Annotated in this window: 13 protein-coding genes; 3 read left to right on the forward strand and 10 right to left on the reverse strand. The window is 42.8% G+C overall.

Translation table 11 applies throughout. The features are described from left to right. The first annotated feature begins 429 nt into the window (after positions 1–429). The gene (gene tnpA, locus EO98_RS15680) at positions 430–894 is read left to right on the forward strand and encodes an IS200/IS605 family transposase (protein ID WP_048142244.1); all 465 of its coding nucleotides are present in this window, start codon (positions 430–432) and stop codon (positions 892–894) included. A 452-nt stretch (positions 895–1,346) separates the two neighbouring features. Here the strand turns inward: tnpA and EO98_RS15685 are convergent, their stop codons facing one another. The 7 genes from EO98_RS15685 to EO98_RS15715 form a co-directional block, all read right to left on the reverse strand. Next, complete coding sequence (locus EO98_RS15685) at positions 1,347–1,688, reverse strand: cation:proton antiporter regulatory subunit (protein WP_048142247.1); 342 nt, start codon at positions 1,686–1,688, stop codon at positions 1,347–1,349. Positions 1,689–1,723: 35 nt separating this feature from the next. Beyond that, on the reverse strand, positions 1,724–1,981 hold the full coding sequence (locus EO98_RS15690; RefSeq protein ID WP_048142249.1) for a hypothetical protein: 258 nt from the start codon (positions 1,979–1,981) through the stop codon (positions 1,724–1,726). 36 nt (positions 1,982–2,017) lie between these two features. Further along, positions 2,018–2,203 (reverse strand): hypothetical protein, encoded by a 186-nt coding sequence (locus EO98_RS15695; protein ID WP_048142252.1) that lies wholly within the window; start codon positions 2,201–2,203, stop codon positions 2,018–2,020. Between the two features lie 179 nt (positions 2,204–2,382). Further along, on the reverse strand, positions 2,383–2,745 hold the full coding sequence (locus tag EO98_RS15700) for a P-II family nitrogen regulator (RefSeq protein ID WP_048142255.1): 363 nt from the start codon (positions 2,743–2,745) through the stop codon (positions 2,383–2,385). After that, the gene (locus tag EO98_RS15705; protein WP_048142257.1) at positions 2,735–3,469 is read right to left on the reverse strand and encodes a DUF1538 domain-containing protein; all 735 of its coding nucleotides are present in this window, start codon (positions 3,467–3,469) and stop codon (positions 2,735–2,737) included. The genes EO98_RS15700 and EO98_RS15705 overlap by 11 nt, the downstream gene beginning before the upstream one ends. After that, on the reverse strand, positions 3,466–4,161 hold the full coding sequence (locus EO98_RS15710; protein ID WP_048142259.1) for a DUF1538 domain-containing protein: 696 nt from the start codon (positions 4,159–4,161) through the stop codon (positions 3,466–3,468). The genes EO98_RS15705 and EO98_RS15710 overlap by 4 nt, the downstream gene beginning before the upstream one ends. 317 nt (positions 4,162–4,478) lie before the next feature. Next, positions 4,479–6,470 (reverse strand): cation:proton antiporter, encoded by a 1,992-nt coding sequence (locus EO98_RS15715; protein ID WP_048142261.1) that lies wholly within the window; start codon positions 6,468–6,470, stop codon positions 4,479–4,481. 683 nt (positions 6,471–7,153) lie between these two features. On the opposite strand from EO98_RS15715, the gene ablA reads away from it, so the two are divergent. After that, the gene (gene ablA / locus EO98_RS15720) at positions 7,154–8,413 is read left to right on the forward strand and encodes a lysine 2,3-aminomutase (RefSeq protein ID WP_048142263.1); all 1,260 of its coding nucleotides are present in this window, start codon (positions 7,154–7,156) and stop codon (positions 8,411–8,413) included. A 145-nt stretch (positions 8,414–8,558) separates the two neighbouring features. Next, positions 8,559–9,434, forward strand: coding sequence for a putative beta-lysine N-acetyltransferase (gene ablB / locus EO98_RS15725; RefSeq protein ID WP_048142265.1), 876 nt, complete (start codon positions 8,559–8,561; stop codon positions 9,432–9,434). 42 nt (positions 9,435–9,476) lie between these two features. Here the strand turns inward: ablB and EO98_RS15730 are convergent, their stop codons facing one another. The 3 genes from EO98_RS15730 to EO98_RS15740 form a co-directional block, all read right to left on the reverse strand. Further along, the gene (locus tag EO98_RS15730; protein ID WP_048142267.1) at positions 9,477–10,094 is read right to left on the reverse strand and encodes a hypothetical protein; all 618 of its coding nucleotides are present in this window, start codon (positions 10,092–10,094) and stop codon (positions 9,477–9,479) included. 213 nt (positions 10,095–10,307) lie between these two features. Beyond that, positions 10,308–12,257 carry a type II secretion system F family protein gene (locus EO98_RS15735; protein WP_048142269.1) on the reverse strand — a complete coding sequence of 650 codons (1,950 nt, stop codon included), beginning with the start codon at positions 12,255–12,257 and terminating at the stop codon, positions 10,308–10,310. Between the two features lie 11 nt (positions 12,258–12,268). After that, the gene (locus EO98_RS15740) at positions 12,269–13,966 is read right to left on the reverse strand and encodes a type II/IV secretion system ATPase subunit (RefSeq protein WP_082098652.1); all 1,698 of its coding nucleotides are present in this window, start codon (positions 13,964–13,966) and stop codon (positions 12,269–12,271) included. Between the last annotated feature and the right edge of the window lie 506 nt (positions 13,967–14,472).

Below are 14,472 nucleotides of genomic sequence, written 5' to 3' on the forward strand. Positions count from 1 at the left end.
GATTAATTTAATATATTATGTAATCCGGCATATTTCTCTTGACTCTGAAAAGTTATGTCTACAAAAATAGATTTTTAACACTTGCGTGACATACGAACAAAAGTGTTAAAGCAGGAAAGTGCATATCGAAAAAATTGAAGGTGCGGATGGAAAGAACTTGAAGGTTTAAATCGTTCAGCAGTTCATCAATAATAGTTCAGCTTTTTTCCCGCGTATTTCCTGATCACAATCAATCTCTTCTTTTTTTTATTACAAGGGAGCGCAGAGGGTCACGAATACCCCTTCCTTTAGGTAGGGGATGAAGTGAACCCTCGCCTCTTCGTTTTTCTCATTAAATCTCTAAATCATTACTTTTTTTGTAAAATGAGCTTGATTTGGCACCATGGCCATAGGAGGTGCCAGCCGCCTATAGCCTGGATGTGATATACATTGGAATTGAACAGTTTTAGCCATGGCTATGGTCAGATTACCTACCATCTCGTGTTGGTGCCAAAGTATCGATACAATATATTCTACAATAAGCGAATTAAAAAGGATTGCGAGTTGATCCTCAACAACATTTGCAATGAGCAAGGCTACAAGATTCATGCTCTGGAGATTGTAGACGATCACGTTCACTTGTTTGTGGAATTTCATCCAAGTAACTCTTTGTCAGAAGTAGTTCAATACTTGAAAGGAGGAAGTTCTTACAGGCTTTTCAAGCTTCATCCTGAACTAAAGAAACGATATTGGGGTGGAAGTCTATGGTCAAGTGGAAAATTCTATCGATCAGTTGGAAATTTAACAGCTGACACAATTAAACATTATATCAAGGAGTCACAGAAAAAACCGAAAGCAAAAGTCAAGTCCTCTAAATCAGTAAAACTTGGTCAGAGAATTATTGAAGACTTCTGAACCCCTGAAACCGGGCGTGCGGCCCGAAGCATACCCCATCCTTTAGGGTGGGGTGGCCGCACGCAATTTGATTTTGAGTCATTTTAGGGAGCTGCATACTGTTTCAGAGCGTTTCTCTCTTCCCTGCGGGAACTGTGGAAATAATTTATATAAGATTGCCACCTTATTAAAACTATGGAGGATAAATTTTTAAGATATACTGAAATTGCATTTTGTATTACTGTCATTGTACTTGTTCTGATTTCTTGCAGTAATACGCCTGTTTGAAATAAAATTCGCAAACTGATTCCTTCAAATTGTTGACATCCCTGGATTTACTCCTTCAGTTTTATAAAAATAATTGATTTTTTGCTCTATTTTACAGGAGTACAGGATTAATACTGGATACAGGACTAATACCTGAGTACAGGATTATGCCGGAAGATAAAATATTTTCGAGATAAAGAACCTTCTCACCCCTTCTCCTCAAAAAGCTCTCTAAGTTCCTCAAGCCATTCCGGAGGGCTTATTACAAGCAGGATATCATCGGGATTAAGTTCTGTCTCAGCTCCAAGATCATAAATAAGCCTGTGGTTCCTGGAAATTGCAAGCACAGAAACTCCGTACTTCTTCCGGATATTAAGGTTTCCCAGGGTTTGGCCTGTAGCTCCTGAGTGTTTTCCTACCCTTATGCTTCGGATATCTACATCGGAAAAGTCAAGGGAAAGCTCACAGACACTTTTCCGGTGTATTTCAGGGCTGCGAAGCATCCTGTAATGGTCAGCCCTGAGTTCTCCGCTCTTCGCAAAATACATGGCTCACCTTTCAGTTTTTCCTGTTTAATTTTTATTCAGCGGTACATGCGGCTTAAAGGCTCGATTATTATGACTATAATGTTTTCTTTTTCGTAATCAACTCTATAGAGTAATCTTAAATGCCTGGATCGCAACCTGAAAAGTTTTTCCTGACTTTCAATTACTCTTTTTGCTCCCCGAGGAATAGGATCAAGGGCAAGCTCTTCAAAGATTTCCCTGGCCCGTGAATGAGTAATTTCATCTGCAGATTTCAAAAAAATTTGAGCTTGAGTATCAAGAAAAACTTCAAACATTTTAGAGCCTCAGTTATTAAAAGTTATTAAAAACTATTAAAGGTCTTTAAATTTTATGAGTTTTCCTCTCTTCTTGTTTTCAAAGCTCTTAGAAACAATCTCTTTTTCCTCTGCGGTGAGCAGGGTATCTATATCTACCATATGTTCCTGTATTTCCCCAAGTTGTTTTTTGATAAAGTTAAGTTCTTCAAGGAGCCTGTTTTCAATGTTTTCTCTACTCATGAGAATCGCCGTGTCTTATACTTATTAGATTATTGTATGAATTACTATTAAAAGTCCGCCAAAAAATACATATTTGAAACTAGACTCATAAGACATGAATATCTAAAAATCCATTTTCCCGATGTTTGCAACAAACGCATGATAACAGAAAGATATCACATTATCTATGAATGTCGGGCTTATGACTTAAGATTCGTCTGTGACATGTCCTGGGTTTCACAGAAATAGCGAGAAATACCAAACACTTTCTCTATAGGAACTACAAATCCTACACCTGTTCCAGGCTCATCAAGTTTTACTGCCTCGGTAATGGAATTCTGGACAGAGTCTGACATGCTTGATTCGACGATAGTAAACACGATTTCTTTCTCAGGTTCGATCATCAGGCCAAGGATACTCTTATTTTCATGTATACCTGTACCGCGCCCAAATAAAATTGTTCCTCCATGGGCACCAGCCTTTCTGGAAGCCTTAATGACATCATCGCCCCACCCTTTTTTTACAATTGTTACTATTAGTACAAAATCTCCTTCATTTGACATTATTTCTACCTCCATTAAATCTTATATATACACCCAGAAGCATAACAAAGATAATAGGTGCAAGTGCTATCATTGCGATCAGGCCGAAACCATCTACAATAGGATTTCCGCCTTCCTGTACCGAAGCCACTCCTACAGCCATTGACATGAGAAATGTCACAGCCATGGGGCCTGTTGCGACGCCTCCTGAATCAAATGCAATCGCTATGAAGTCCTTGTCGCAAAACCATATCAAAACAAGGACAAACAGATAACCAGGAACTATTATGTAAAGGAAAGGAATTCCATAAACAAGTTTTGCCATCGCAATAGAGACAAATACAGCAACTCCGGAAGAAAGCGTGTAGAGCATGAGCTTCGAACTGATATAACCACTGGAAGACTCCTCAATCTGATAACATAATACTCTTACAGCAGGTTCTGCGAAGGTAGCAAGAAACCCAAGGACAAAACCTATCGGGATTAACAGGTTTTTTTTGTCAGAGCTACCAAAAAATTCGCCTATTTCCCTTCCCACAGGGAAAAAGCCATTATAAACCCCGTGTAGAAATAAGATCATTCCGATTGCAGTAAAAAGCATTCCTGTAAAGAGCTTAATCAACTGTGATGAGGGCAACTTCAGATACAAAAGCTGGAATATGATAAAAAATAACACCAGAGGGACAAGTGCCTGGATAACCTCTAGAGATACAAGCAATATCCCCCCTGTAATCCCCGAGCTCATGAGGACAACACTCCCAATAGCATTATACTGATTATGGGACCTATCGAGGCGAAACCTATGAGCCCGAAACCTTCTGAAAGTTGAGACCTATCCTGTAATACTGAAGCTGTTCCGATCCCGAGGGCAAGAATTACAGGTACTGTCATAGGCCCGGTAGTCACGCCTCCGGCATCAAAGGAAATAGCAAGGTATTCTTGAGGTGTGAAAAAGGACAGCACAATTATAATTAGATAGCTTATTGCAAACAGATACTTTATCGGGACGCCGTAGATTATCCTAAGAATGGAAAAAGTCACAAAGAACCCTACTCCAAAAGCTATTGATATGATCAGTAAATTGCGGTCTATGCTGTCCTCTGAAACTGAATCAATCATACTGCTCAAAACTCTTACATCAGGTTCCGCGATAGTTGCAAGAAACGATAACAAAAACGCAACTGCTCCAATAAATATAAGTGAACCGTGTTTTGGTAAATCGGCTCCTATCGCCTCGCCTATTGGCAACATCCCCAGTTTGACGCCCATAAGGAAAAAAGTCATTCCCACTATGACCAGTACTGTGCCGGTCAAAAAGGATGTAATATGACCCAGGTTTGAACCGACTAATACCAGCATGATCACTACCACTGCCAGTGTTAAAGGCAATACCGCCTGAATAACTTCAAGAAAGGTTTGTTTAAAGTCCCTCATCATAGGAGTTTTCCACCAGAGAATAAAGTAAGATATTTTCGAACAAGCAAATCGAAGATATTTAGAAACATTTAATTAGTGAGACATAATTGAAATCTTATTTGCCGCCAGTGGACATTGAAATTCCAGTTTGCGACTCCCCGCATTCATGAGATTAAACATTAAAAATTTTTGTATATGTGTATTAATAATCATGTAAGTATTAATAATTTTACATACTAATATAAGTAAATATTCGTGTATCCAGGGTTTTGATGTTTTCTTTAAAATTGCTCCTTTTCAATAGTATTAGACAAAAATACTGAGAGAAGAGTGGATCTTTATCCCACTCTATCTTCAAAAAGCTCTCTAAGTTCCTCAAGCCTTTCCGGAGGGCTTATTACAAGCAGGATATCATCGGGATTAATTTCTGTCTCAGCTGCCAGATCATACATAAGCTTGTTGTTTCTGGAGATTGCAAGAACAGAAACTCCATATCTCTTCCGGATATTAAGGTCTCCAAGGCTTTGCCCTGCAGCTTCCGAGTTCTTTTCGACTCTTATGCTTCGAATATCTACATCGGAAAAGTCAAGGGAAAGTTCACAGACACTTTTCCGGCGCATTTCAGGGCTGCGAAGCATCCTGTAATGGTCAGCTCTGAGCTGTTCACCCATGGTTTCAATTTCGTTGCCTGGAACCATGTACCTGTTGAGTACCCTCGCAAAGAGTTCTATGGAGCACTCAAATTCATCTGAGATAACTTCGTTAGCTCCGATGGCATAGAAGCCATCCAGTTCGTTCAGGAAATGACTCCGTGCAATAATATGGATGTCCGGATTCAGTCTCCTGGCAGTTTCAATGATTCTCCAGGCACTTACAGGGTCGCCTGCGGTTACTACAACTGCTTTTGCAGTACGGATGGCGGCATGTTCAAGCACGGCTTTCTGAGCTGCATCCCCGTAAATGATCGGCTCACCGTTCAGTTTTTCCTGCCGGACCCTCTCGGGATTAATATCAATTACCACGTAAGGGATTGAAGCTTTCTGGGCAGCAATTCCTACATTTTTTCCATTAACTCCAAAGCCTATTATGATCAGGTGATTTTCAAGCTCTTTTTCCTTCTTTTCTTCCTGGAAAGTCCTGTACCGATCATATACAAATATTTTATGAAGGGGAAGCTTCTGGCTTGAAACTGCTGCATAATGTCCCAGGTCCACCAAAAAAGGAGTTAACACCATGGAAAGCACGGTAACAGCCAGAAACTCCTGATAAATTTCTCCGGAAAGAATTTCACTCTCGAAGCCTACCTTCGCAGTAATAAGGGAAAATTCTCCTATCTGAGCCAGAGAGAATCCAACAAGGATCATCGTATGCAGAGGAAAGCCTATGATAAAAGTGGTAAGAGCGTTTACAAAAGATTTCAGGAAAAGGATCAGGGCAGTAGCTGCAAGGATAAGGAACAAATGTGTTCTCATCAGGTCAAGGTCCAGCAACATACCTGTGGAAACAAAAAAGATGCTCATGAACATATCCCTGAAAGGCATAACGTTTCCGAGAGCCCGAGCAGCATATTCGGACTCCGAAATGATCAACCCTGCAAGAAACGCACCAAGAGCGAGGGAAAGGCCTGCCAGAGAAGTTAGCCAGGCAACAGCAAGACCTATTACTACTATACTCAGCAGGAAAAGTTCGCTATTACGTGTTTTTGCCACATGGAACATGAGAAAAGGGACCACATAACGGGCGCTTACAAGAGTGAGAATAACGAGTCCGATTCCCCGAAACAAAATCTCAAGGAGAGCACTTCCGGCTACCGTCTCTCCTGCAAGAAGCGGAGCAAGTATAATTATAAAAACAGCAGCTATATCCTGGAAAATAAGGATTCCAAGCGCTATCCTCCCGTGCGCACTGTAGATCTCCCCTTTCTCCTGCAACAATTTCAAGACAATCGCTGTACTGCTAAGTGCCACAATGAGTCCCATGAAGACTGAAGCCTCAGGAGAATAGCCCAGCCACCAGAAGATAACAGCAACAATAAGAGTCGTAATAAAGATCTGCAGCCCCCCTCCTAAAATCACAATTCTCCGAAGCTTCAGAAGTTCTCTCAGGGAAAACTCTATCCCGATTGTAAATAGCAGAAGCACAACTCCGATTTCGGCCAGCACTTCAATATTTTCTGTCTCTCGAATCAGTCCTAAACCAAAAGGTCCCGCAAGGATCCCAGCAAGCAAAAAACCTACAAGTGGAGCTATCTTCAATCTCGAGAATGTAAAAACTACAGGGATAGAGAGCCCAAAGATAATTAGCAGGTCAGTTAAAAGATGCAGTGCCATCAATAGCTATTTAATTTTTAAATGATATAAATATCATTGGTGCAAACCACGGATATCCCGGGCAATAAAAAAATTTATGGCTCTTCGTTGTTTTGTGTGGATATCCTCATAAAAACCAATGCGGTCTTGAAGTGAAAATCATCTTATCCATGGAGAATGACGAAGAGCCAAATTTATGCGGAGTCTGTCCCACAAATAAGGGTAAAATGGATCTATTTGGTATTAAAATCTTTTTTTAACCCTTAAAAATTGAAATCGATCTCATTATGGTATTAAAAGTATATTATGGCTTTCAAAACCTTCAGAACGCATTATTATTCCCTTTAAACTGCTAATAAAATAATTAATTGCTTTTCTTCCTTTTTATGCGCATATACTCCCCTAAGAGGGAGTAAAATGGGGGATGCCAGGAGAATTGTAGTTTTAAAAGAAGATAGGCGGGCAGGAACGGGTAAAATCCGGAACAATCTCAAATAAAAAGAGATTCTCAAGAATTATTTTCGAAAAATGATAATTTTTAAAACTTCTTTAGACAATAAGTATTTAATATATGTATTAAATATTAACGTTGACGAATTTAAGACGCATTTTTCTTCAAATGAGCTGGAAAAAACAGGATTTCATTTACTATATTCTGGACATATGTCCCTTAATTTTTCTTCCAGCTTTCACGAGGGTTGAACGTGATATCTAAAGTTAAAGACTGTTTTAACGCATCTAAAGAAGAATTTTCAGACTGGAAATGGCAGTACATGCACAGAATTACGACCGTGGAAGAGCTTGAAAAACTGATCCCGCTCTCGGGGCCTGAAAAAGAAGACATAAAAAAAGCTCTTGAAGTTTTTCCCATGGCGATATCTCCTTATTACGCTTCTCTTATTGATCCGGAAGACCCGGAATGTCCCATTCGGATGCAGGCCGTGCCCCTTTCAGCCGAACTTCATAAATCTTCAGGGGAACTTGAAGACCCTCTCTGCGAGGACAGTGACTCCCCTTCGGAGGGGAGCTGCATAACCCACAGGTATCCGGACAGAGTGCTTTTCCTTATCTCAAACCGTTGTGGGATGTACTGCAGGCACTGCACCCGCAAGCGCAGGGTCGGCAACAGGGAGTATGATTATTCTGAACAGGTAATCAGGGAGGGGGTCGAGTATGTCAGGGAGCACCCCGAAATAAGGGACGTCCTGCTTTCGGGGGGAGACGCCCTGCTTGTTTCCGATGAGAGGCTGGACTGGCTCTTAAGGGAACTTTTTGATATTTCTCATGTGGATATTGTAAGGATAGGCACAAGGGCTCCTGTAACCCTTCCCCAACGCATAACCCCGGAACTGTGTGAAATCCTTGGGAAATACTCTTCGATCTGGCTCAACACCCACTTCAACCACCCAAAAGAAATCACTCCTGAAGCTAAAAAGGCAATGAATATGCTTTCACGTGCCGGAATTCCTCTGGGCAACCAGTCCGTACTTCTCAGGGGAGTAAACGACTGTCCTACGATAATCAAAAAACTCTGTCACGAACTCCTGAAAATAAGGGTCAGACCTTACTACCTCTACCAGTGCGACCTCTCCTTCGGGCTGGAACATTTCAGGACATCGGTTGCAAGGGGCATAGAGATCATAGAGATGCTCAGGGGGCATACCTCGGGGCTTGCTGTCCCTACTTTTGTGGTCGATGCCCCGGGTGGGGGAGGAAAAATCCCTGTCGGGCCCAATTACCTTATCTCAAATTCGGATAATGGGGTCACCCTCAGGAATTACGAAGGGGTGATCTGCATGTACTCGGAACCTGCAGAATACTCTGCGGTGTGCCAGCAAAAATGTTCAATCTGCGATAAGCACCCCGGGCTTAAAAGTGATACGGGCCTTGCAAAACTCTGCGACGAAGAAAACGATGTCATATCCCTCGAACCCGAAGGCCTTGAAAGAAAACAGCGTTTTTGAAGGAAAAAACCCGGAAAACCCGGTGTTCCGAATGCAAAAAATGTGTTTAAATACTTAAGGAGGAGTTACTGCGGAAAAAAACGTTCCCTTAACGCTTGAGATTAAAGAAGAACTCCCCGACTACTGGAAAAAAGCAGAGTTGAAGATGTCCGGGGCAAGGGCTGAACTTGTTATTGATTACTACAATAGAAGAATTAAAGTCATGGATTTTGCCGGGCTTTTTGAAGAAATCTCCGGGACCCTCGAAGCCCTTGCCGAAGCAGAAGAAATGGGTAAAATAATCGTATACACTCCTCCGGAAAAAGGACACGAGCCCAAAACCTGCGGATATGCGGAGGAAGGGATCATCAGGGGATACTACGCCGGAAAAGACTGCCATATTTTCTCAAGCTACCCTAAAAACTCCAGGGGAATTTCCTTTCATAAGGAAATAGAAGACCAGGTAATCAAAAATTGCCTGAGGAAGAGCAGAGGAGCGGGAAAAAACCCACATAAATTAGGAGACTCTCGGAAAAAAAAGAGCTGGAAAATACAAAAAGAGAATATCCGGCTTCCGGAAGAGTACACACTCAGGCCCGCAGTCCAGGCTGATGCCTCCGCAATGGCAATCCTTTACAGTCAGGGATTTCAATTCTATCCCACTCCCCTGCACATGGAAAGCTACCTGCTAAAAACCATGGATTCCAATGTCCTTTACTTCCTTGTGGAAAAGCAAGGGGAAATCGTGAGCCTTGCCTCGGCAGAAATGGACTCCGAAACCGGGAGTGCTGAAATAACCGACTGCCTGACAGTTCCTTCAGAAAGGGGAAAAGGGCTGATAAAAGAGCTTATCACAGCCCTGGAAAAAGAACTTTCATATCGAAACTTCCTGAGTTCTTATACCCTTTGCAGGGCTTCGTCTCCTGGCATCAACGCAGCCTTTGCTTCCCAGGGCTATGCCTACACAGGCAGGCTTGTGAACAACTGCAGGATCGAAAAGGGGTTTGAGGATATGAACATCTGGTGCAAGAGGCTGAAATAAATGCCCCTGCAAAATTTATTCCTTAATTTTGCATCCTGTACATCAGGGAAAAACGCTGATTTGCTGCTGGAGTTGTTCTACTGTTTTCCTTGCAGCTTCTTCAGCCAGGTGCATCCGGTGGGCTTTTTGCGAGACAATCCCTTTTGTTGAGTCCTGCAATTCCAGATCTCCCCGTACCAGTTTTTCCCCTTCCGGAGAGCCAGTGTTTACAAAGGCTACAGTTACATTTCCTTCTTTGAATTGTTCAAAATATTTTGTGTCCTCTCCTGTGGAAGTATAGAAGAACAGGATATTCAAGTCCGAAGAAGCGTAAACAGGTGTATAGAGCCCTTCGGATTCGGTTAAATTAACCAGCAGAGTCTGGGAATCATATTTTTCCTCCACACTATCTACAACCAAAACTTCCATCCCTGATTTTTCCAGTTCATCCCCGAGGCTTTCAGTTAGGGATTTTAATATGAAATCGTCGCCTTCGACATAGAGGTAGATCCTTCCCGGAAAGTCAATTTGTGGGTCGCCTGTGGAGTAGGCACTTACGACGGAGTTAGCTAGGGTCTCGCTCCGTGCCGCCTTGAAGTCCAGAACATAAAAGGAAGAGAGGACAACTGCAAGGACGAGCGCGGAAAGGACTATTTTCTTTATTGCTGCGTTTTCTGCCATATTTCTCAAAATTATATGTTTATCGTTAAAAAGAAATCGGATTTATTGGGATTAAGGGTTTAAAAAGGGAAATAAGGTCTTAAAATGGGAATAAATAATGGTTGGGAAATCGGGACGTACCTGAAAAGGAAAATATAGGAATTCGTGTTAAAAAAGAGAACTGAGAATTCCGGATTTGAAATATCCTGAAGGATAAAACCGGAATCCCGAAATTCAGATAAACACGATGAACAGCACATAGGACACCGTCATCATTGCAAGGGAGTGCTTGAGCCCTGAAGCCGTACTTCCCGAACCCATTTTTCCTGCAACCAGCCCTGAGCCTAAGCCCTGCAGAAGAGCTGCATGGAAGAAGAGAAGGGTATACTCCTTCAGATCAAAGCCTCCCATGGACATTGCCGGATTGCTGGAACCGTCGAGGGCAGGGAGGAAGAACGCAGCAAGCACATATACTATGACCAGGAAGACGCAGAAGGTCACGAAGATGATAAAGACATAGATAAACATCTCTGCAGAGCGCTCTTTTTTAAGGTATTTCTCAATATCGGCATCATCCGCAACCGTGCTGATAACCTGGTGGATATCCCCTGTGGATTCGCTTGCTTTGGCTATGAGGGTCAGGCTGCGCCGAGTCATGTTTGTCCGTATCCTGGCTTCAAAACGTTTCAGGGCTTCTACGAGGTTTGAGTTCCAGCGGATATCCGCAACCGTACATTTGATTTCGGATTTCAGCCTGCCCATATTTGACTGGGCTGTAATGGCAATAGCATCGGCAAGTAGAATCCCTGTCCCGTTTATACTTGCAAGCCTTTTAAGGAACTCCGGGACCTGATCCTCAATCTGCCTGATCTTCCGAACTTCGATTTCATGGAAGATAATGTAAGGAATGAAAAGGACAAGAATGGTTACGTAGATATAGTCGTCAAGGGTAGATGCAGTTTCAACAAACCCTCCATAGTAAGGCCTGTGTTCCAGGAAAGCAGAACCAAAGTACACGAGTGCAACGGGAGCGCTTATTACAAAAGCACATGCTGGCCTATCAAGCATAGTCTTTATAGGGTGCAGGAGCACACTTTTGACCCTGTATACCTTTTCAAAAAACTCCATTTTCTTAAGCAGTTCCTCATCTTTTTCTGTTATTGGCTTTACCCTGACATCACTGAAAGAATCCTGCTTAACTCCGGAGATTTTCTCCTCAGGCATCTTTTCCGCATCTCCTGTAAGCATATCCAGGAAGACGAGGAAGATCATTGTCCCGAAGGGAATTGCTCCATATACAAGGATATAGAGGTTGGTCGCGCCCCCGTTATCAATCATATTCATGACTACGAGGATAACCATAAGGAACAGAGGGCCCACAACGAATACAGTAATATAAACCTCTGCCAGAAGCCCGAGTGTCTCAAGGAAACGCTTTTGTTCCTTATTGGCATTGGATTTATAGAGGTCTGTCTTATTTTTCAGGTAAAGGGTAACGTCTCCGCCGCTGGAGACTATTGAAATCAGGCCGTCCACAAGATCTTTAAACTGCTCGGAAGGCGTCCTGTCGGCTGCATCCCAGAGAGATGCCTGAAGGTCCTTTCCGAAATATTCTATGTCCCTTATAATATTTCCGAACTCCCTTGAGGCAGTCCCGTAGAGGTGAGAATACTTCGAAAGTGACTTCATGATCTCAAAGATAGTCATGCCCCCGCCCCTCTGCATAACATAGAGAAAAGCTGTTGCATGGGGCATTGCTACATTGATAGCTCGCTTCCTGTTATCAGCTTTCATGGACGGGTATGCCATAATAAGCCCGTAGCTAAGGGCTCCGATCATCGAGAACAAGAGGAGGCCCCCTACAACCGTAAGGATGAAGGGGAGCTGCGCTTCAATAAAAATAGGGGTATCAACTGCCCTGGTTACCCTGTTCGAAATGCCAAAAGTCGAAACAATGCTTTCCGGGGTGATGCCCCTGAAAATCTGCCCTCCTATAAGTAAACCTGTAAGCCCGCCGAAGACTCCTGCAAGCAGGGAATATAAAATTGCAGCTGAGACATACTGTTCCACAGGCAGTGGAATCTGGGCCTGGCGAAGCTTTATCCTGAACAGGGAAAACCTGTCTTCTTTCTCAAGGATTTTTTCTCCGAAGATCCTGAATGCCAGGGTATTTATAGCGTTCATGGATACCCCCATTAACCGTGGTGCAGTACCATATCCCGCAAGGTGTCGTTTTCAACCGCTTCCATTACAAGCTGCGGGTTTATGGCATACATATGCACTATCAGGGAAACACTCACGTAATCACGGATCTGTTTTGCTGTCATGTAGGCAAGGATCTGTTCCCGGTTTTTAAACTCAACAAAGAGCTTCTCTGGTTTCCAGCCCCTTGCTTTCATAATCTCATTGAGCACATAGGAATCCCCGGCCCGCTTGAAGTTGTCATGTACCGGGTCCCAACGGTAAAATTCATTGATCCTGAGACTTCCTGACCTTGCATCAAGCCCTGTAATCTCTACAATGGTGTTGGTTCTCCTTACCCTGGTCTCATTGACATAGGTCTGTATCTGGATACTGATTACTCCAAGGGCCTGCATCATCACGTGAGGGACATTGATTGGTTCGTTTTCAAGCCTGTTAACCACTGTCTGTACATCGCTCGCATGCATTGTTGAATAGGTAGTGTGCCCTGTTGACATTGCCTGGAAAAGGGTAAGAGCCTCCTTTCCCCGGACCTCACCCACAATGATATATTCCGGGCGCTGCCTGAGGGCGGCTTTCAGGAGTTCATACATGGACACCTCTCCGGTACCACCTACAGTGAACGATTTCCTGGTTGCACCTGCGATCCAGTTTTCATGGTGGAGCATGATTTCCCTGGTATCTTCAATGGACACTACCTTTGACAGCCTCGGAATGAAAAGAGAAATCGCGTTCATAAGGGAGGTCTTACCCGAAGCAGTACCTCCTGCCAAAAGTACACTGATGTTGTTTTCAATGGAAATCCAGTAGTAAGCCATCATCTCGATGCTGCATGTCCCATATCTGATAAGGTCAATTGGGGTTATGGGGTCTCCTTTGAATTTACGGATAGTGTAGGAACTGCCCCTTGTTGTGATCTCTTTTCCAAGGATTGCCTGAATCCTTGAACCGTCAGGAAGAGTTGCGTCTACAATCGGTTCTCCTATAGAGATATGCTTGCCGCTCCTCTGACAAAGCTTGACAACCAGGGAGTCCAGTTCCTTTTCCCCAAAATTGATATTGGTCACGATGTTATTGTGTTTTCTGTGGTAGAGATAGATAGGGATCTCAATACCTGAACAGGAAATATCTTCGATATTCGGGTCCAGAATGAGTGGATTTATCCTTTCGTATCCGATGAAATTTCTCCTGAGAAAATACATTATCTTGTGAATCGAGGGAACTTCCAGGGTACTGTAATACTGGTCCAGAAGCCTCATGCCTCTGTTAATGAGAATAACGTCCTTCTCCTGTCCGGATATCATATCATCCTGGGTAAGAACATCTTCCAGATTGTCCCGGACCCTATCAAGAACGGCTTTTTCATAGGTGGTGAGAGTGGGCTCAACAGCATTATAATATTTCATTTCCATGTTTTCAATTATGCTGATAAAGGCGTAAGGCTCCTCTACCCAGTAGCGTTCTATTTCAGTAAATCCTGCAGGAATTTCATACTCAAGAAGCGGACCGTAGGTTTCAGGGTCATATGGGGGAAGAACCCGGATCTCCTCATCCTTAAGACTCTGGATAATTTCTGCAAACTTCTTTTTTGCCCCTTCAGGGGTTTTTACTTCATTAAAGAATTCTTTAAGCTTATCACTTAATTTTTCGCCTTCTTTGATCCCAACTATATCACGGCCCAGATCCTTCAGATTCCCGGCGAACCCGGATTTTTTCTTAATTTTTGCTTTTTTGGAAATCTTTTTATTTTTACCTGAAGTTCGGACTTTTTTATCTTTTTTTGTTTCCTGCAAACTCTTTAATTCTTCAACTCCACCTTCGTAATCTGGGCTTTTCTCATTGTGAGGGCCGGCTGGAGGGAAAATACCTTTGTTTTCGGTTTCAAGAATAAGTTCAACTTTCTTTTCAGGAGCAGTTTCTGCAGAAACTGTGGGTTTTGGTTCAAGAGCTACTTTTGAATAAATGGAAGGGTTCGGTTCAAGAGCCTCACTTTCTTCTTGTGAGGTGGGTTTTTGAGTTCCGGTCGCTTCTACAAACGGAGGAGTTTCCGATATGAATTTATTTATCGGGTTTTCCTCAGTCTCAGTTTCCTGAGAAATATTCGTAAATTGAACAGTTTCGAGTACAGGTTTAGGTTTCCGGTTTTCAATCTTGATTTTCATGTCAGGAAGGTCGGTATTCTCGTTTTCTGTATTTT

Origin of the sequence: Methanosarcina sp. 2.H.T.1A.6, assembly GCF_000979455.1 — an archaeon.
GTDB lineage: Archaea > Halobacteriota > Methanosarcinia > Methanosarcinales > Methanosarcinaceae > Methanosarcina.